Below are 18,919 nucleotides of genomic sequence, written 5' to 3' on the forward strand. Positions count from 1 at the left end.
TGGGTGGAACCACGGGTATTCAAGACTCGTCCCTTTTATAGGGACGGGTTTTTTATTTTATATAAATGTTTAAGGAGAGATGTATCATGTCTAATCAACAAATTCATATTCAATTTCCAGATGCCAGATGGAAGTAAAAAAGCGTATCAAGCAGGTGTTCTAGCTAAAGAGGTAGCCCAATCTATTAGCCAATCTTTATATAAAGAAGCGGTCGTTTGCCGTGTGAATGACCGTTTAGTTGATTTGACCCATCCTCTCCAAGCGGATAGTGAACTCACATTCTACACTCTTAAAGATCAAGAAGGTTTAAATGTGATGCGCCATTCTGCGGCACATGTCTTAGCACAAGCACTTACTCGTTTATATCCTGACGTAAAATTAACAATTGGTCCTGTCATTGAAAATGGCTTTTACTATGATATTGATTTAGATGAATCGATTAGTGAAGCAGACTTAAATAAAATTGAAAAAGAAATGAAGAAAATTCATAGTGAAAATTTAAAATTTGAACGACAAGATTTAAGTTATGCAGAAGCTAAAAACATTTTTAAAGATAATCCTTATAAGTTGGAATTGATTGAAGAACATAAAGATGATCAGCTTTCACTGTATCAACAAGGAGAATTTATAGATTTATGTGTTGGTCCACATGTACCAAGTACGAAATTTGTAAATCATTTCAAGTTAACAAAAGTGTCTGGTGCATACTGGCGTGGCGATAGTGACAACAAAATGTTGCAACGTATTTACGGTGTAGCATTTAGTTCTAAAGATCAACTTGATGACTATTTTGAGTTTTTAAGAGAAGCAGATGAACGCAATCATAGACGTTTAGGAAAACAATTAAAATTATTTATGTTCTCTGAAGAAGCACCAGGTATGCCATTCTATCTTTCAAATGGTCAATTTATTCGAAATCAAATGGAAAGTTTCTTAAGAGAAGTGCAATTGAAACATGATTACGATGAAGTAAGAACACCGTTAATGATGAATAAACGACTATGGGAAGAGTCAGGACACTGGGATCATTATCATGAAAACATGTACTTCACTAAAGTAGATGAAAATGATTATGCATTGAAACCAATGAATTGCCCGGGACATATGTTAATTTTCAAAAATGAATTAAGATCTTATAAAGACTTACCGCTTCGAATTGCTGAATTCGGTCAAGTACATCGTCATGAATTTAGTGGTGCGTTGAATGGTTTACTACGCGTGAGAACGTTCTGCCAAGATGATGCGCATATCTTTATTATGAAATCTCAAATCAAATCAGAAGTACAAGAAATTCTGAAGTTAATTGACTATATCTATTCAGTCTTTGGCTTTGACTATAGTATTGAACTATCAACACGACCAGACGATTATCTAGGTGAAATTGATTTGTGGAATGAAGCGGAACAGTCATTGGCACATGTGTTGGATGACCTTGGTTTGGCATATTCAATTAATGAAGGCGATGGTGCCTTCTATGGTCCTAAAATTGACGTACATATTAAAGATGCATTAAATCGTAGTCACCAATGTGCAACAGTACAATTAGACTTCCAAATGCCAGAAAAGTTTGATTTAACTTATATCAATGAACAGAATGAGAAAGCACGTCCAGTGGTATTACACAGAGCAGTCTTCGGCTCTTTAGACCGCTTCTTCGGTATCTTGATAGAACACTTCAAAGGTGCCTTCCCATTATGGATGGCACCTGTACAAGTGAATTTAATCGGCGTATCAGATAATAATGATGACTACGTCCGTAAAGTTGCAGACACATTAAGAAACGAGAATATTCGCGTCGCTATAGACGACCGAGATGAAAAGTTAGGCAAGAAAATTAGAGAAAGCCAAATGAATAAAATTCCATACACATTAGTATTAGGTGACGATGAACAACAACATCAAACTGTGTCATCAAGAAAGTACGCACATCACGATAACGAAACAATGGATATTCAAACATTCGTTGAAAAACTAAAACATGAAATTGAAAGCAAAGCCTTATTAGTTTAATGATATAATCTGAACTCAACCAAGCCTATCAGAGTGCATATCTCTGATAGGTTTTTTATTATTTACTATTCAATATAAAATATTAAAATTGTAGAATAATTATATAATGTATTAAAATAATAAAAATACTAAATGATTAAGGGTTATAAAGATGATTAAGCTAACAGATTTTATACAGACACCAAATGTAAGTAAAACTAAAATTAAATTCAATATGAATGCTGGAGATATTAATAAGCGTGCATGGGACTTTTTGTTAGAAGATAGTGAAGATTGGATAGTTATGAATGCATGGAAAACGAAACAAAATAACAATAACCTCAATACGGCAGACTACTTAATAGCCCTAGCTCAATATTATCCATATGGGCCAGAATATTTCGTTTTTGGTGGTATTTATAAGGTTGAAAAGATCAATCCAGAAGTATTTAACCAAGTTGGGTACAAACTAACATTACTTGATGATTATAAAGAATATCGAAAAAGGCTCATTATTAAAATACAAAAACCTATCGGTAGAGATGTATATAATCGTCGCTATTCAACTGTACAGGAACAATTAAATCCAGAAGTTTATGAAATAGCACCAAATGTTAAATTAGGACATTTTAAAGGGTATCAACACGTTTGTTTAAAGCATAAAGAATTACAACAGATTATAGATAGAAATGAACCAAGTTGGAAAGATGCATTAAGTCATGTTAAAGGCGTTTATGTTATTACTGATTTAGAAACGGGACAACTCTATATTGGATCAGCGTCAGGCAATACTGATGGAATTTGGCAACGATGGTCGAACTATGCACATTTAAATAATTTAACCGGTGGCAATAAAGAATTTCTAACTATTTTAAATGAAAAGGGTAGAGAATATATTATTCAGCACTTTCAATACGCTATCCTAGAAATATTTGATACAAAGACAAAGTCCAATACAATAATTGAAAGAGAGAATTATTGGAAAACAGTATTGGATACCAAAAAGCATGGTATGAATCATAATTGATTTTAGAGATTAAATTGATTGTTTGTGAAATTTATAACAAATCAAACAAGGCGTTTGTATATGAAATCCATTGAAACATTGAAGTCTTATCACTTGCTAGAAAGGTATTTTAAAAAGTGATGCGTTTAAAGGAAAAATGGCATTAAGAGTGTACCCACCGTGGGAGACAGAATTAAATCAAACGGCAACGAAGACACAAGCATGGCAGTGTGCATATTTTAATGAGATAACGCATGAATAAATACCCAATCTACGTTTTACAGTAACAAATAATTTTATAAATAAATGGAGAGAATACATGGACGGTATTATTGCACTCATTCAAATGTTAGTCGTCGTACCTTATTCCATATTTTTACTGGCTGTGTTTATGTATTGTATATGGAAGTGCGTGTTTTTCGTAAATGATTTAATTAGATTATTGTTGAGAAACAAATTAAGACAAGATGTGTCTGAGGACTTGTCTTTTGTCATATTATTTTTCTCTATCATTTTTGGAACATTGCTTTTTATCATTCCTTTTTATATTGTTGTCCAAGTAATAGGCAACGTATTCCAATATGTTTTACTGATTTTCGGAATTTGTATCATTATAAAAAAACTGAAAAGATAAATATCTTTGATTGACAGCATGCTATTGAGTTAGCGTGCTATTTTTTTGATTTTTTCATTGATTGCATGTTTAAAACGATTTGATTTATATTTTTTTGAAGTTATATAAATTACTATTGTATAATAAGTGTTGATTGCGATTTTTTTGAGAATTCAAATATAAAACAATCGTAGTTTAGTATGAAAAAGGGAGAATACAAATGAGGGTTTATACATCGATTATTTTCTGGATGAGGACAATCGCCTGTTTAAGTGTTGTCATGATACATACAATAACAACGACCTTTTATAAATTCGATATGCCAAATGAAGGCTACTTGTTAAGAATCTTTCAATTGTTATTGTTATACGCAACACCGATGTTTGTTTTTATTTCAGAATTCTTGTTAGCTAAGCAGTATAAAACGAAAGTTAAAGATGGCTTCTTTAAGCAAAAGTTACTAACGTTAGGTATTCCATATATCATCATTAATTTAGGACTTGCTTATGTTTATGGACATCCTAAGAATTTTGAAGATTACATGGATTCTGTAGTCTTTATGATGTTTCGTGGTGGAACATTAACCTATTTTATTGTAATCATTTTTCAGTTTTATTTATTACATACATTATTTGCTAAATATTTGGTCAAACTTAATCCCATCAAATTAATTATTTATTCACTGATGATTACTTCTTTATTCTGGGCTATGAGAAATTTCATTCCCGCACCAGAATCAATTTATTTTAATTGGTTATGGCAAAGAGAAGGTTGGATGATCTTTGTTGGCTGGTTGAGTTACTTCCTATTAGGTTTCTATATGGGTTATCACTATGAAAAATTAATGAGTAACATTCAAAAATATACAGTCCATATTGTGAGTGGGACAATCATCGTTACTATATTTGTCATTTTTAATTACTTGTTTGGCATTTTAACTTTAGTTGATTCTAAACGCTTTGATACACCTATTTATGTGACATTAGTCATTTTACTATTCTTTTTAATTGCATCTTATTTCAAGTATGTTCCAAGATTTATTATTTTCATAAGTAATTATTCATTTTCAATTTATTTAATTCATTACTTCTTCGTGCATCGATTAGGAGCACTACATGATCATCCGTTATTAAACATATTATTTACGTTTACGTTAACCGTGACATTCTCAATATGTATCGCCTACGTTATGAACTTAAGTAAATTTGGTAAGTATATTGTTGGTGGCATAGGGAAGATGAAATATGAAACGTACTATCAAAGTTATAAACAAAATTTAGTTGATTAAAAAGTGGGGGATAATGATGGCTAAAGTAGTTTCAATTATTATATCTGTGTATAATAAAGAACATTTTTTAAAAAAGTGTATAGAGTCATTAATTGATTTAAAGATAGACAAAAGCACGATTGAAGCAATATTTGTAGATGATTGTTCGACGGATCAATCGGTTGACATTATCAAGGCATATGAAAAGGAATATGACTTTATAAAGTTAATTCAATTACCTGAAAATACAGGTAGTCCTTCTGAACCTAGAAATATTGGAATGAGAGAAGCACAAGGCAAGTATATTACGTTACTTGATGCGGATGATTGGTTGGATAAGGACGGCTTCCCACAAGTAATTGAGAAAGTGAATGCAGATGATGCTGATTTTGGCCTGGGTCAAAGTTACAAACATACGTCAAAAAACGTGGCATATCATTCCTTTTTCACTAGCTATAAAGACGCGTCTCATTTAAAACCACAAGATATTAGTAAACTCTTTAGAGCAGTAGGGCCACCAGGAAAAGTATTTAAACGAAGCTTAGTTATGGAAAATCATATTGAATTTGAGCATATGAAATATGGTGAAGATAAATTATTTTTCTTCCAACTATTTTCTAAAGTGGAAAAGATTACAATGTCGACAAAACCTATGTATCACGTGAATCGCTATGATGAAAACAAATCGTTAGTACAACAAACATCAATGTTAGATAAAGCAAGCTTGAATTTAGCGATTCTAGATAGAACGTGTCGAATGGACATGCCTACACAACTTAAACATATGGCTTTATCAAGAATGGTCGAAGTAGACTTTATCTCGAGATTCCTTCGTACGAAGACATTTATTAAATCTATGGATAAACAGGCATTTTATGCTGTATTTGATAAAGTCGAACAAACATTAAATGCGCATGGTATTGATATCAACACTTTGATTACGAATCCAGTATTTAAGCAGATTTATACGTTATACCATCATGCAGATGAATCGGTATTTATTCAATTTACGAAAGATGTCGTATATAACCAATGGCGTTATATCATTCAAGATGGCATGGTCTTCAGAGATTTCGTTCATCCATACGACATGATTCAAGCAACTGCTGTTGATTGCTATCCAGTCTACGAAGGAACACAAATGGTAGAAGACAAGAAATATGAAGTCATTCACGTCATGAAACCAGATGATATCAGCATTAGTTCGGTGAGTATGGTTGAAATCAACAATGCATTTAATGAATATGAAGTGGCGTACCAATTTAATGACAATAGACTTTATATTGCACATGATGAATTTAAAAAGTTAGATAGCAACATCGATGTTAATTTTAATGTGAAGTATGGTGAATCAGGACAATCATTAGTATATGCCTCATATCCTAGTTTCAATGATGTCTATAAAATGAAACGTCAAAGTTTTAAAGTTGAATTCATTCATAAAGAAAACGAAAACCAAGCGCAACAATCAACAGATATAGCGCATAAATATTTCACTAAAGTCATGAATCCTATGATGACCTTGAAAAAAATTAAAGTATACAAAGACTTATCTTTTAATGAACAAATCGATAGTTTAGAAGCCGGTGCTAGAGTAGACGTATCAGATGTTCAATATACATCGAATGGTACACCGCGTCTGATATTAAAAGATGGTAGCGTTATAACAGCGAATAAAGACTTTATTACCTTGATTAACACAGCAGGTTTAGAACAGTATATTACTAAGGTGCCTAAAACTGTGAAAATTATAAAAGCTTGTAAATTGTATGACTCACGTAATTTCAAAGATAATGTAGTAGGTAAACTTAAAAAAGAAGATGTACTGACTATTAAAGACATTATTTATACTAAGAACGCAACACCAAGACTCGTAACACAAGAAGGGCTATTCTTAACAGCAAATAAGGATTTTATTGAGATAATCAAATAATACGACATTTATTTATGACTTAGGATTCATTAGTTCCAAAGATGGACATCGAATGACGTTGTGTGCGGGGCCCCAGCAAAGAGATTTTCAACAAGAAAATCTACAAGCAAAGCAAGCTAGGGTTGATGAACGTAAGTGCTCACACACTTAAGTAAGTAGTTCTAAAATGGGTAATGGAACGTAGTTGAGCGACGCCTGAGGGAGCAGGATGAGTGTCGAGACCAAGGCTCGACCCAGCCCCCTAGGCAAGCGTCTCAACTTAAGTGAAATGAAGATCCATTTAAGAACTACTTTAGAGACAGCACCCCAGGAACGCGAAGCAACTTATGTGAGTGATTATCCATCCAAGAGCTGCTTTAGGATCTAGATGTTAACTAAGCATATAAAAAATAATAAGCCAGTAAATGAATTCCTAAAAATTCATTTACTGGCTATTTTAATAGGAGGATGATAATAATATTAATTTAATTTCTTAATTGCGTTGTTTTAATTAAGTCTATTCCATGCTTCCATGGATTGTTTCGATATTGTGTTTCATCATTTTATAATATGAATCACCTTTAGAGCCTTTTTCTCCGATTGAATCGGTAAAGACTTCTCCGTAAATCTGCTTACCAGTTTCCTCAGATAAGCTATACATAGATTTTTTATCTACACTTGTTTCAACTAATAAATGTTTGATGTGATTGTCTTTAACAAACTTGATAGCTTGTTTCATTTGTGACGGTGTACCTTGTTTCTCAGTATTGATTTCCCAAATATAGCCTGGCTTGATATCAAAGGCTTTTGAGAAGTATTTGAAGGCACCTTCACTTGTAATCATAGCACGTTCTTGTTTTGGAATATCATTGAATTTATCTTTACTGTCTTTGTTTAACTTTTCAAGTTCAGCAAGATAAGCATCACCTTGTTTGTGATAGTCTGCTTTATGTGAGGCATCTGCTTTCACAAGTTGTTCTTGAATATTCTTAACGTATTGAATACCATTATCCAAACTTAACCATGCATGTGGATCAATCTTGTCCTTATTACCTGTTTCACCATTTAAATAAATAGGATTAACGCCTTTAGACACCGCGAAGACTGACTTATCATCTGTAGATTTGCCAGCTTGTTCTAAAGCTTTTTCAAACCAACCGTTACCAGATTCTAAATTGAAACCATTGTAGAAGATAACATCTGCATCAGTAAGTTGTTTAATATCTTTCGGTTTCACTTCGTATTCATGCGGGTCTTGTCCTACAGGTACGATACTATGGACGTCTACCTTGTCACCACCGACTTGTTTGACCATGTCATAAATAATGGAATTGGTTGTGACAACCTTCAATTTGTCATGATTTTTAGAATGTTGGTCACTAGAATTTGAACTACACGCTGCTAGAACTAGAATCAATGCAATAAGTAATGGAATAAATTTTTTCATGTTGTGTGTACACCTCTATACTTTGTTTTTAATTTTGAAAAGAGAAGGGTCAAGATATATATACTAAATGTTGCAATGACAATCGTTGCCCCACTTGGAAGATTGTAAATAAAGCTAAAGTACAATCCGACAATCGAACTTACTACGCCAATCAAACTTGCTACAATCATCATTGAATAAAGATTCTTTGTGATTAAAAAGGCAGTCGATGCCGGTGTAACAAGTAATGCGACGACTAGGATAATGCCAACAGTTTGAATACTAGCAACGGTGACTAAGGCGAGTAAGAGCATTACAAAATAATGAATGACTGTAGTATTCAACCCACTTACGCGACTGAATGTTGGATCAAACGTTGAAATCATTAATGGTCGATACAATATGACAATCAGTAACATCACGATGGCACCAATAATAAGGGTTGTCCAAAATGTTTGTCGGGTAATCGCGAGTAAGTTACCAAATAAAATATGATGTAAATCTGTCGTGCTGTTTATCAGACTAATAATGATGACACCCGTTGCGAGAAATGCAGTGAAACTGATGCCAATCGCTGCATCTGGCTTTGTTTTACTATTATTTGAAATGTATCCAATTAATAAACTTGCAATCATGCCAGTGACTAATGCGCCGATGAACATCGGAATATTGAATAAGAATGACAACGCCACACCAGGTAAAACGGCATGACTCATCGCATCTCCCATCAACGATAATCCACGAAGGATGATTAAACTTCCGACAGTCCCACAAACCACGCCCACTATAATAGATGTAATTAAAGCGCGATTTAAGAACTGATAATCAAATAAATGTTGAATGAAATCAGTCATTTGCTATGTCACTCCCTTCATTAAACGTAGAAGTCACATTAAATAAAAATGTGCGATTGAGATATTGGGGCTGCATTGCTTGATGACTAGAACCAAAGAATCTAACTGTACGATTCAGTAAAAGAATACGGTCGAAATAGTCTTCTGCTTTAGATAAATCATGGTGCACGATAAGAATAAGCTTACCTTGCGCCTTTAATTGACGAAGTTTCTCCATAATAAGTTGCTCACTATTAAAATCGATGCCTACAAACGGTTCGTCTAATAAATAAACTGTACTATCAGACATCAATGCTCTTGCTACAAGAACACGTTGCAATTGACCGCCACTGAGCTCGGAAATTTGTTTGTATTGCAACGCTTCTAAATCTAAGTCTCTTAATAGTTTTTGAAATTTTGTTTTAGACGCATGATCGACACGTTTGAACCAGCCAATGGTTTGATAGCAGCCAGATAGAATGACTTTCTCAACATTGATTGGGAAGTCTAAGTCTAATTGCGCTTTTTGAGGAATGTATGTAATGTATTGCAATTGTTTATGTATGGATTTGCCATATAAATACATCTCGCCACTAGCGTTAAACGTTCCGATCAAGCTTTTTAGCAATGAAGACTTACCCGCACCGTTGGGCCCCATGATGCCAATGATTTCTCCTGATATTGGAATCTTTAAAGAAATATCTTTCAGCACATGTTTATGATTTAAATGCAAATTCATGTTGTTAATTTCTATCAACAAACTACCTCCTAAATAAAAGTTTAGGTTAACCTAATTTATTTCATAATAACTTCCGAAAATAGAGCGTGTCAAGTCGTGATAGTTAATAAAAGTGTGGAAAGAGTATTAATTCATTTCGGTAAATAAGTTCTAGAGTGAGCGTTAATCATTGATATGGCTACATTTGATTATCATTAGTTTGATTGACAATTAAAAATTTAAATGTAAAATATAAAACGTAATAATTACGATTTATAAAAAGAAAGGTATGATTTTATGGGCAAGATACCTGTAACGGTATTGAGTGGTTATCTTGGATCAGGTAAGACAACATTACTTAACCACATTTTAAATAATCGTGAAGGCCGTCGAATTGCGGTTATTGTGAATGATATGAGTGAGGTAAATATTGATAAAGACTTAGTTGCTGATGGGGGCGGGTTATCTCGAACAGATGAAAAATTAGTCGAATTATCTAATGGTTGTATTTGCTGTACGTTAAGAGATGATTTATTACAAGAAGTTGAGCGTCTAGTAGAAAAAGGAAATATTGATTATATTGTGATTGAATCTACAGGGATATCTGAACCGGTACCTGTTGCACAAACCTTCTCTTATATTGACGATGCATTAGGTATTGATTTAACTTCTATTTGTCGATTAGATACAATGGTAACTGTTGTAGATGCGAACCGATTTATTAATGACATTAATTCTGAAGATTTACTTGTAGATCGTGATCAAGGTGCAGACCAAACAGATGAACGCTCAATTGCCGATTTACTCATTGATCAAGTCGAATTCTGTGATGTGTTAGTGATCAATAAGACGGATTTAGTTACCGAAGCGGAATTAACAAAATTAGAAAACATCTTAAGAAAATTACAACCGGATGCTAAATTAATCAAAACGACAAATTCCGAAGTGGATATCAATGATGTGTTAAATACAGGTCGCTTTGATTTTGAACAAGCAAGTAATTCTGCAGGTTGGATAAAAGAATTAACTGAAGGTGGTCACGCTGAACATACACCTGAGACAGAAGAGTATGGGATTGGATCATTTGTCTATTCAAGACGTTTACCGTTTCACGCGAAACGTTTCAATGATTGGTTAGAACAAATGCCTAATAACATTGTTCGTGCAAAAGGGATTGTTTGGTTAGCACAATATAATCAAGTTGCATGCTTATTATCTCAAGCAGGTTCATCTTGTAATATTAGTCCGGTAACGTATTGGGTAGCTGCAATGTCGCCAGAACAACGAGAACAAATTCTTAATCAACGACCAGATGTTGCCGAAAGTTGGGATATCGAATATGGTGACAGAAATACACAATTTGTAATTATCGGTACAGAATTAGATCAAGAACAAATTGTAAAGGAATTAGATCAATGCTTAGTAAATAGCGATGAAATTGGTAGTGATTGGAATCAATTAGAAGATCCATATCAATGGCAAATTCGAAAAGCTTAATATCATACCATCGTTCCAGTAGTTAATGTTTGAAAGACAACGTGGCTTAGGATGGACGATAACACCTCGTAGATTGCGTGGAATAATCAAAACGCCCGTTACGAGGTGTCTTTTTTATGGCATCATCCATTGAATATAGTGATGATTTAAATTTATTGAATATTTTGAACAAATAGATGTTAAATTTATGTATAATAGCTAGTAAACACATAATAGGAGAGATGTAACACATGATGAAACAGAAACTTTCAATCAAAGAAAATATATTTATTGGTTCGATGTTGTTTGGTTTATTCTTTGGTGCAGGAAATTTAATCTTTCCTATTCATCTTGGACAAACAGCAGGTGCCAATGTTTGGCTTGCTAATTTAGGATTCTTAATTACAGCGATTGGGTTACCTTTCCTAGGTATCGTAGCCATCGGTATCTCTAAAACGAATGGCGTTTTCGATATTTCATCTAGAGTGAGTAAAGGCTATGCATATGCATTTACAATTGCCCTATATTTAGTAATTGGACCGTTTTTTGCGTTACCAAGACTTGCAACAACATCGTATGAAATTGCATTTTCACCATTTATTTCGGCAAGCACTGGAAAGTTAGTGTTACCGATATTCAGTATTTTATTCTTTCTAATAGCATGGTTTTTCTCTAGGAAGCCATCTAAAATTTTAGATTACATAGGCAAATTCTTAAATCCAGTATTTCTAGTATTGCTAGGTATCGTAGTTGTCTTAGCGTTTATTAAACCTATGGGTGGTATTAGTCATGCGCCAATAAGTGCAAACTATAGTAATAGCGTCTTATTGAAAGGCTTTATTGACGGCTATAATACACTAGACGCACTCGCATCACTCGCATTCGGGATTATCATTGTGACAACGATTAAGAAATTAGGTATTACCAATCCGAATGGGATTGCTAAAGAAACGTTTAAGTCAGGATTTATAAGTATCGTAGGAATGGGCGTGATTTACACGTTACTTGCTTTAATGGGTACGATGAGTTTAGGCCATTTTAAAGTGAGTGAAAATGGTGGTATCGCACTTGCTCAAATCGCGCAACACTATCTTGGAGATTATGGCATTATCATCTTATCGCTAATTATTATTGTGGCATGTTTGAAGACGGCGATTGGTTTAATAACTGCCTTTTCAGAAACATTCACAGAACTATTCCCGAAAATGAATTACCTTTGGTTGGCAACAGGTGTCGCACTACTTGCCTGTATCTTCGCGAATGTCGGATTAACTAAGATCATTATGTATTCAACACCTGTACTTATGTTTATCTATCCATTAGCGATTACACTTATTTTATTAACACTTGTCAGCCCATTATTTAATCATTCGACAATTGTTTATAAATTTACAACGTTCTTTACTATGTTTGCAGCATTCTTTGACGGCATCAATGCAAGTCCAGAATTCTTTGCGAAAACATCATTCGCACAAGCATTCATTGGCTTTGCCGAACACTATTTACCATTCTTTACAATTGGCATGGGCTGGATCGTTCCAGCAATTATAGGATTTATTATAGGACTAATCGTTTATTCAATTCGTTCTCGTAGACATACACAAACACAATAAATATGCAGTTATAAGCTGTGAGCCTGGGACATCGATCAATGTCCCGCGCCCATAGCTTATTTTTTTGCGTTCATTCATGACTTTAAAAAATTCTTATTGTGTAAATGTACATAGTGTAGTACTATTTAAAACGTAATTATTACGATTTGAAGTAAGCGAGGAGAATGAAATGACTAAGACTTATGACGTTTGGTGGCAAAAAGGTCAAGAATCAGATGATGATATGGCACGAGACCATCAAGAAGCTTGGGAGAGAACGATAGAAATGCTTGATACATCTGACATCGAAGGGAAAACGATTTTAGATGTGGGATGTAATCAAGGCGGATTTTTACGACAATTATACGATACAACTCCGTTTAAAGAAGGTGTTGGCATCGATTTAGCACGTTTATCTTTGGAAAAGGCAGAGACATTAAAAGGACAACGTCCACTTACATACTATTTAACAGATAAACCACAAGAAACGAAGCACCTATTTGATACGGCTGTAAGTACGTCTGTCTTGTACTTAATAGAGGATATTCCGCAACATGCGAAAGATTTAAAAGAGGTATTGAAACCAGGTGGCGTTTATTACGCTTCATTCGCGGATTTAACTCATAACCCGAGTCGTCAGTTTATGGATGATACGATTAATCAATATGGTGCCACACCGTCTCAAAATCACTCTCTAAAACATATCGTTGATAGCTTTGTGGATGCAGGATTTGAAGTTGCAGTGATGAAAGAGCCTGTACCTGACGTCATTGATTTAACACATTATAGCGATTTTTATTTATCACCAAATGATTATTTACAAACATTATATGAAGAATCATTTTTAATCAAAGCAAGAGTGAAAGAAGGTACTGAGAAATGAAGAAACGTATATTAATGACAGTAGCAGCAAGTGCTACGCTCTTATTAGCAGGTTGTGGCAATGGTCAAAAAGAAGATAAAGATGTTACGGTATCGCTACCTACCGAAGCAAAGGCGGATAAACTTGACGCGCAAGGCTATGATGCAGCGATGCCCGTTTATAGTGCAGTGTATGATGCATTAGTTAAATACGACAAAGATAAGGGCGTTAAAGCAGGTTTAGCAGATAAATGGCGCGTGGATGAATCAGGGAAAGTTTATGAATTCCATTTGAAAAAGAACGTTAAATTCTCAGATGGTTCAGCATTAGATGCTAAGGCCGTGAAATTCTCAATTGATCGTGCGAAAGCGATGAATAAAGATACGACTGTAGAAACGTTAAAAAAATTAGATAAGGTCGTTGTTAAAAATGATCACGTGGTCCAAATTAGATTGAAATCTCCATCAAATCAAGTGTTAAATGAATTAACACAAGTGAGACCGTTGCGTATTATGAGTCCACATTCAGTAGAAGATGGTAAAGTAAACGGTAAATTTGAAAAAGCGATTGGAACAGGTGCATTTGTTGTTGATAAAACTGGTAAAGAAAAAACGACAATGAAGCCAAATAAATATTTCGACAATGGTCACCCAGTCAATTATCATCTTGCATTCCAAACGATTGAAGATGGGGACTCAAGAAATTCTGCAGTACAAAGTGGTTCTGTAGATATTTCTGGTGGTGCTTTAGGTATGCTCTCAGATGAACAAATCAAACAAGATAAGAAAAATAAGAACTTAACGATTGAAGATAGACCTAGCACAGTAAGTCACTTTATGGCATTTAACCCTAAAAATGATGTATTAAATCATCGCGCAATTCGTGAAGCGATAAGTAAGAGCATCGATGCGAAAGACATTGCGGGCAAATCGGTAAATGGTTTGTTCCAGAAGAACGTACAATTTGTGACTAAAGATAATCAACAGCCACACGATTATGATATGAAAGCGGCTGAAAGATTACTTAAATCAGAAGGCTATCATAAAAACGATGACGGCATCTTTGAAAAGAATGGCAAACCTTTATCATTTAACTTAGTCATTCAAACTGCAGAGTTCCCAAGTTGGAAAGATAAAGCAGAAAAAGTGCAACGTCAGCTTAAACAAGCCGGTATTAAGTTAAATGTGAAGACGTTAGATTCACAATCATACTATGATACATTATGGACGAAAAAAGACTATGATTTGATTTTCTATAGAACATATTCAGATGCATTAATGCCTTACAACTTTATGAGTTCAGTGTTTAAAAATAATGATGGTCAACCAGGGGTGTTAGCTGATGATGAAACATTAACGCAACAGCTAGACGATTTCCCATCAACCGTATCAAAAGAAGACCAACAGCGTTCGTTTGATGACATATTTAAACACTTTAATCAACAATACTATGGTGTGCCAATTGCTTATCCAAATGAGACGTTTGTAGTGAGTGATAAAGTAAAACAATTCAAATTCTCTGGACTTACGGATGCACCAATTGATTATAAAGCGTTGAAAGTTAATGAATAACAATGCTCAAACGTACAATTAAATTCATACTTTATTTAATCGTAAGTTCGTTTATTATCTTCATTTTAGTTGAGAAGACATCTGGTAATCCAGCGATTCTGTATCTACAACGTCATGGTTATACATCGATTACGCAAGACAATATTGAAGCGGCACAACATCAACTTGGCTTAGGACAACATGTGTTACTAAGATATATCGATTGGGTTGGACATGCACTTACGGGCAACTTAGGATACAGCTTTAGTACCAACGAACCGGTTACCGCTATGATAATGGAAGCCATCATGCCGACGCTTGTGCTAATCATTGTCTCTAGTTGTATCATGTTGCCATTTGGCTATATTGTTGGTTACTTCGTTGGGACGCGTCCGCATACACGTTATGCTAATGGAATTCGTGGATTCGCCCAAGTGATGACCTCAATGCCAGAATACTGGTTAGCTATTTTATTCATTTATTATTTAGGCGTACGTTGGCAATTGTTACCATTTGTAGGTAGTGATTCATGGCAACACTTTGTGCTGCCCATCTTCACAATTGTTGTTATAGAAGGGTGTCATATCTTATTGATGACAGCGCATCTGATTGCGCAAACGTTAGATCAAGATGCGTATCAACTTGCGCAGTTAAGACATTTCTCATTAAAAGCGCGTATCATCGTACAAATTAAAGAGATATTTGCACCACTAATGACCATTTCAATTAACAGTGTCATTCATTTAATTGGAAAAGCCGTAATACTTGAAGTCATCTTCAGCATGTCTGGAATAGGTAAATTGTTGATTAATGCTATTAACCAACGAGATTATCCACTAATTCAGGGCATTGTCATCTTTATCATCGTCTTTATTATGCTAATGAATTATTTAGGCGATATGATTATCTTGAAGAATGAACCTAGACTTCGACGACGTCATACCCAGCAGTCAGGCAATGAGAAAAGAGGTGCGATGTGATGAAAAAATATCAAACGTACATCGCAATAGGTTCACTATTAAGTTTGATAGTTGTATTAGTGACGTATGGTTTAATGCAAGACACGCAACATTTGAACCCACTTGAGTCACCTAATGGACAACATTGGTTGGGTACCGATCAATTAGGCAGAGACTTCTTAGTAAGACTGATTGTCGGTAGTCTTGTCACATTGAGTTTGACAGGTATAGTGATTCTATTAAGTGTTTGTATGGGACTTATCTTTGGCTTAATTGCAGGCATAGAAAGACGATGGTTAGATCAAATCATTATGTTTGTTGCTGATATGTTGTTGGCTATTCCGTCATTTATTATCGCATTAGTCATTTTAAGTTTAGTAAGTAACTCCATGATAGGTTTAATACTTGCTTTAACGATTGGATGGATAGGACGTTATTTACGTTACTTCAGAAATTTAACGCGAGATATTCAAAAACGTCCATTTGTTCAATATGCACGATTGAGTGGGAACTCAACATTCAAAACGACAGTAACACATGTGATTCCACATTTATTAAGTAATATATTCGCTTTGGTAACGGCTGACTTTGGCAAAATGATGCTCAGTATATCTGGCCTTGCCTTTCTAGGACTAGGTATTAAACCGCCGACGCCTGAGTTAGGAACCATTCTTTTTGATGGGAAAAGTTATTTCAACGGCGCACCGTGGCTCTTCTTCTTCCCTGGTGTATTGTTAGGAGGTTTCGCCTTATTATGTCAAATCATCAACAAAAAAATAACGCAGTAAATACGGTAGTCAACGTCAATCAATTATCGATTTTAAATCAAGAGAAAGTATTGTTAAAAGATGTTGATTTGACAGTAACTAAAGGTGCATTTCATTGCATTATAGGTGAAAGTGGCAGTGGAAAATCACTGTTAACAAGAACAATACTTGGAATGAAGCGGCCACAATTAAGTTATCAAGGAGATATTGACATCGATTTAACTAAAACAGATGCAGTGTTTCAAGATGTTCAAAGTAATATGTTTCAAAATATAACATTAGCTAAGCATTTCCAATACATTTATGAAGCCAATCGCACACATCTGACAAAACAGCGTATTAAGGATGATGTCTTACAGATGATGCAATTACTTGGCTTAAGACAAGGGGAACAATTACTTGAGCGTTATCCTTTTGAACTTAGTGGAGGTATGGCACAACGTGTCGCCTTTATAATGTCATTAATTAGACGTCCGGACTACTTATTTTTAGATGAACCGACGAGTGCACTTGATCAAGACAATGTTAAAAAGTTTATGCATTACCTTCTTAAGGCACAAGAACGCTACCAAATGACCATCGTTTTTATCACACACGATATTAACTTAGTGAAAGATTTTGCCACGCATATTAGTATTATGCAGCAAGGTCAATTGATAGAAAGTGGTGAGGCGGCGTCAATCTTAACTAAGCCGACACATAGTTACACGGAAAAATTAATTGCGATTGCACATCGGAGACAACCTTATGCTTAAAATAGAGAGATTAACCAAATATATAGATACGCAACTGATATTTAAAGAGATATCATGTACAATGAATGACCAGCACTTACTCATAAGTGGTGAGAGTGGTTGTGGTAAATCTACGTTAGCCAAGATTATCGCTGGCTTAGATACGGACTATCAGGGCAAATTATATCTTAATGGGCGCTTACGTGAATCTTATACGTCTAAAGAGTGGATGAAGCACATCCAATATGTACCTCAATATCAACGTGATACCTTAAATCAGCGTAAAACGGTGTTAGCTACACTATTAGAACCACTTAAGAATTACAAGGTAGACAAACAGCGTTATACATCAAGTATTGAAGCAGTGCTTGAACAGTGTAACTTACCACACGATATACTTAAGCAGAAAGTATCGACGTTAAGTGGTGGTCAATTTCAACGCGTTTGGATAGCTAAAGCTTTAATATTAGAACCAGAGATCCTCATATTGGATGAAGCTACAACCAACTTAGATGTCATTAATGAAGAAGCGATACTTCAAATGCTAATGTCTTTAAAGACGACGCAATTAATCATTATTTCACATGATGCATATGTCTTAAGCCGATTTAACGGTATTCAATTACCGCTCAAACAATGGAATCAGTAGCGTTGAAATATAGTCACACGTCACCTCCCTCAGCCTGTTTTAAATCGTAAACAATAAAGAAGTTTGAAACTATTTAAAACAGGGCATATTTTACTAATTAAACCTTTCATGAAAAATGAAACGGCATAAGGTTTTTAACTTTTATAGGGGGATTGTCACATGAATATATATAAATTACGTTACCAACATTACAAAGATATCGTAGATGATAATATCTTAACGGTCTTTGTATTAGCTAAAAATGAAGAAGAAGTTGAGCAATTTGCGAAAAAAGTAAGTTATGCAGTTGAGAGTATTACTAAAATCTCTCAAGAAGCGTATGAAAAAGAAAAAGAAAAAAATGAACACTTCGGACTTGAACATGCTGAAAATTATTTAGATTAATCGTCCGTTACTGTGAATCATTAGAAGAGTCCGGGACATAAATAATATAATGAAGCTATTTTGCAAATTCGCAGTAGCTGACTGAACTGAGAAGGCGCTTTAACAAAGCTTTTCTCAGTTTTAGTCATCCTTGCGGGGGTCGGGGCCCCAGCAAAGAGAATTTCATCAAGAAATTCTACAAG

General features: G+C 34.5%; 17 protein-coding genes. 14 read left to right on the top strand and 3 right to left on the bottom strand.

Features of this window, described 5'->3' with window-relative positions; translation table 11 throughout:
- Positions 1-93: 93 nt before the first annotated feature.
- From thrS to KA878_RS11600, 5 genes are all read left to right on the top strand, one after another.
- Entirely contained in the window at positions 94-2,010 is a 1,917-nt protein-coding gene (gene thrS, locus KA878_RS11580; RefSeq protein WP_193839932.1) for a threonine--tRNA ligase, read from the top strand.
- Positions 2,011-2,161: 151 nt separating this feature from the next.
- Positions 2,162-3,016 (top strand): GIY-YIG nuclease family protein, encoded by an 855-nt coding sequence (locus tag KA878_RS11585; RefSeq protein ID WP_193838679.1) that lies wholly within the window; start codon positions 2,162-2,164, stop codon positions 3,014-3,016.
- Positions 3,017-3,122: 106 nt separating this feature from the next.
- Positions 3,123-3,257: a MepB family protein gene (locus tag KA878_RS11590; RefSeq protein ID WP_312883989.1), complete on the top strand. Its 135-nt coding sequence runs from the start codon at positions 3,123-3,125 to the stop codon at positions 3,255-3,257.
- A gap of 571 nt (positions 3,258-3,828) precedes the next feature.
- Entirely contained in the window at positions 3,829-4,896 is a 1,068-nt protein-coding gene (locus tag KA878_RS11595) for an acyltransferase family protein (protein ID WP_193838680.1), read from the top strand.
- Between the two features lie 16 nt (positions 4,897-4,912).
- A complete protein-coding gene (locus KA878_RS11600; RefSeq protein ID WP_193838681.1) occupies positions 4,913-6,808 on the top strand; it encodes a glycosyltransferase family 2 protein in 1,896 nt (631 codons plus the stop codon).
- Positions 6,809-7,304: 496 nt separating this feature from the next.
- On the opposite strand, the gene mntC is transcribed toward KA878_RS11600, so the two are convergent.
- Genes mntC through KA878_RS11615 form a run of 3 tightly spaced genes read right to left on the bottom strand, consistent with a single transcriptional unit; the run spans position 7,305 to position 9,803 of the window.
- Positions 7,305-8,234, bottom strand: coding sequence for a manganese ABC transporter substrate-binding lipoprotein MntC (gene mntC, locus KA878_RS11605; protein WP_193838682.1), 930 nt, complete (start codon positions 8,232-8,234; stop codon positions 7,305-7,307).
- Positions 8,231-9,067 (bottom strand): metal ABC transporter permease, encoded by an 837-nt coding sequence (locus KA878_RS11610; RefSeq protein ID WP_053030184.1) that lies wholly within the window; start codon positions 9,065-9,067, stop codon positions 8,231-8,233. The genes mntC and KA878_RS11610 overlap by 4 nt, the downstream gene beginning before the upstream one ends.
- The gene (locus KA878_RS11615; RefSeq protein ID WP_193838683.1) at positions 9,060-9,803 is read right to left on the bottom strand and encodes a metal ABC transporter ATP-binding protein; all 744 of its coding nucleotides are present in this window, start codon (positions 9,801-9,803) and stop codon (positions 9,060-9,062) included. Before KA878_RS11615 ends, KA878_RS11610 begins: the two co-directional genes overlap by 8 nt.
- Positions 9,804-10,061: 258 nt before the next feature.
- Between KA878_RS11615 and KA878_RS11620 the strand changes: the two genes are divergently transcribed.
- From KA878_RS11620 to KA878_RS11660, 9 genes are all read left to right on the top strand, one after another.
- On the top strand, positions 10,062-11,261 hold the full coding sequence (locus KA878_RS11620; RefSeq protein ID WP_193838684.1) for a GTP-binding protein: 1,200 nt from the start codon (positions 10,062-10,064) through the stop codon (positions 11,259-11,261).
- Positions 11,262-11,491: 230 nt separating this feature from the next.
- Positions 11,492-12,853: a branched-chain amino acid transport system II carrier protein gene (gene brnQ / locus KA878_RS11625; protein ID WP_193838685.1), complete on the top strand. Its 1,362-nt coding sequence runs from the start codon at positions 11,492-11,494 to the stop codon at positions 12,851-12,853.
- A gap of 169 nt (positions 12,854-13,022) precedes the next feature.
- Positions 13,023-13,715, top strand: a complete 693-nt coding sequence (locus KA878_RS11630) for a class I SAM-dependent methyltransferase (RefSeq protein WP_193838686.1) — start codon at positions 13,023-13,025, stop codon at positions 13,713-13,715.
- Entirely contained in the window at positions 13,712-15,265 is a 1,554-nt protein-coding gene (locus KA878_RS11635) for an ABC transporter substrate-binding protein (protein ID WP_193838687.1), read from the top strand. The genes KA878_RS11630 and KA878_RS11635 overlap by 4 nt, the downstream gene beginning before the upstream one ends.
- Before the next feature lie 2 nt (positions 15,266-15,267).
- Positions 15,268-16,224, top strand: a complete 957-nt coding sequence (locus KA878_RS11640) for an ABC transporter permease (RefSeq protein ID WP_196334685.1) — start codon at positions 15,268-15,270, stop codon at positions 16,222-16,224.
- The gene (locus tag KA878_RS11645) at positions 16,224-16,991 is read left to right on the top strand and encodes an ABC transporter permease (protein ID WP_019165743.1); all 768 of its coding nucleotides are present in this window, start codon (positions 16,224-16,226) and stop codon (positions 16,989-16,991) included. Before KA878_RS11640 ends, KA878_RS11645 begins: the two co-directional genes overlap by 1 nt.
- The gene (locus tag KA878_RS11650) at positions 16,958-17,725 is read left to right on the top strand and encodes an ATP-binding cassette domain-containing protein (protein ID WP_193838689.1); all 768 of its coding nucleotides are present in this window, start codon (positions 16,958-16,960) and stop codon (positions 17,723-17,725) included. Before KA878_RS11645 ends, KA878_RS11650 begins: the two co-directional genes overlap by 34 nt.
- On the top strand, positions 17,718-18,353 hold the full coding sequence (locus KA878_RS11655) for an ABC transporter ATP-binding protein (protein ID WP_193838690.1): 636 nt from the start codon (positions 17,718-17,720) through the stop codon (positions 18,351-18,353). Before KA878_RS11650 ends, KA878_RS11655 begins: the two co-directional genes overlap by 8 nt.
- 159 nt (positions 18,354-18,512) lie before the next feature.
- A complete protein-coding gene (locus tag KA878_RS11660) occupies positions 18,513-18,737 on the top strand; it encodes a DNA-dependent RNA polymerase auxiliary subunit epsilon family protein (RefSeq protein ID WP_053030174.1) in 225 nt (74 codons plus the stop codon).
- The last annotated feature ends 182 nt before the right edge of the window (positions 18,738-18,919 follow it).

Origin of the sequence: Staphylococcus sp. GDY8P57P (assembly GCF_017892585.1) — a bacterium.
GTDB classification, from domain to species: Bacteria; Bacillota; Bacilli; order Staphylococcales; family Staphylococcaceae; genus Staphylococcus; species Staphylococcus borealis.

Excerpts from the sequence above, each read along its gene's own strand:
- KA878_RS11585 (WP_193838679.1), top strand. The coding sequence starts at position 2,162 with ATGATTAAGCTAACAGATTTTATACAGACACCAAATGTAAGTAAAACT.
- KA878_RS11595 (WP_193838680.1), top strand. The coding sequence starts at position 3,829 with ATGAGGGTTTATACATCGATTATTTTCTGGATGAGGACAATCGCCTGT.
- KA878_RS11600 (WP_193838681.1), top strand. The coding sequence starts at position 4,913 with ATGGCTAAAGTAGTTTCAATTATTATATCTGTGTATAATAAAGAACAT.
- mntC (WP_193838682.1), bottom strand. The coding sequence starts at position 8,234 with ATGAAAAAATTTATTCCATTACTTATTGCATTGATTCTAGTTCTAGCA.
- KA878_RS11610 (WP_053030184.1), bottom strand. The coding sequence starts at position 9,067 with ATGACTGATTTCATTCAACATTTATTTGATTATCAGTTCTTAAATCGC.
- KA878_RS11620 (WP_193838684.1), top strand. The coding sequence starts at position 10,062 with ATGGGCAAGATACCTGTAACGGTATTGAGTGGTTATCTTGGATCAGGT.
- brnQ (WP_193838685.1), top strand. The coding sequence starts at position 11,492 with ATGATGAAACAGAAACTTTCAATCAAAGAAAATATATTTATTGGTTCG.
- KA878_RS11630 (WP_193838686.1), top strand. The coding sequence starts at position 13,023 with ATGACTAAGACTTATGACGTTTGGTGGCAAAAAGGTCAAGAATCAGAT.
- KA878_RS11635 (WP_193838687.1), top strand. The coding sequence starts at position 13,712 with ATGAAGAAACGTATATTAATGACAGTAGCAGCAAGTGCTACGCTCTTA.
- KA878_RS11640 (WP_196334685.1), top strand. The coding sequence starts at position 15,268 with ATGCTCAAACGTACAATTAAATTCATACTTTATTTAATCGTAAGTTCG.
- KA878_RS11645 (WP_019165743.1), top strand. The coding sequence starts at position 16,224 with ATGAAAAAATATCAAACGTACATCGCAATAGGTTCACTATTAAGTTTG.
- KA878_RS11650 (WP_193838689.1), top strand. The coding sequence starts at position 16,958 with ATGTCAAATCATCAACAAAAAAATAACGCAGTAAATACGGTAGTCAAC.
- KA878_RS11655 (WP_193838690.1), top strand. The coding sequence starts at position 17,718 with ATGCTTAAAATAGAGAGATTAACCAAATATATAGATACGCAACTGATA.
- KA878_RS11660 (WP_053030174.1), top strand. The coding sequence starts at position 18,513 with ATGAATATATATAAATTACGTTACCAACATTACAAAGATATCGTAGAT.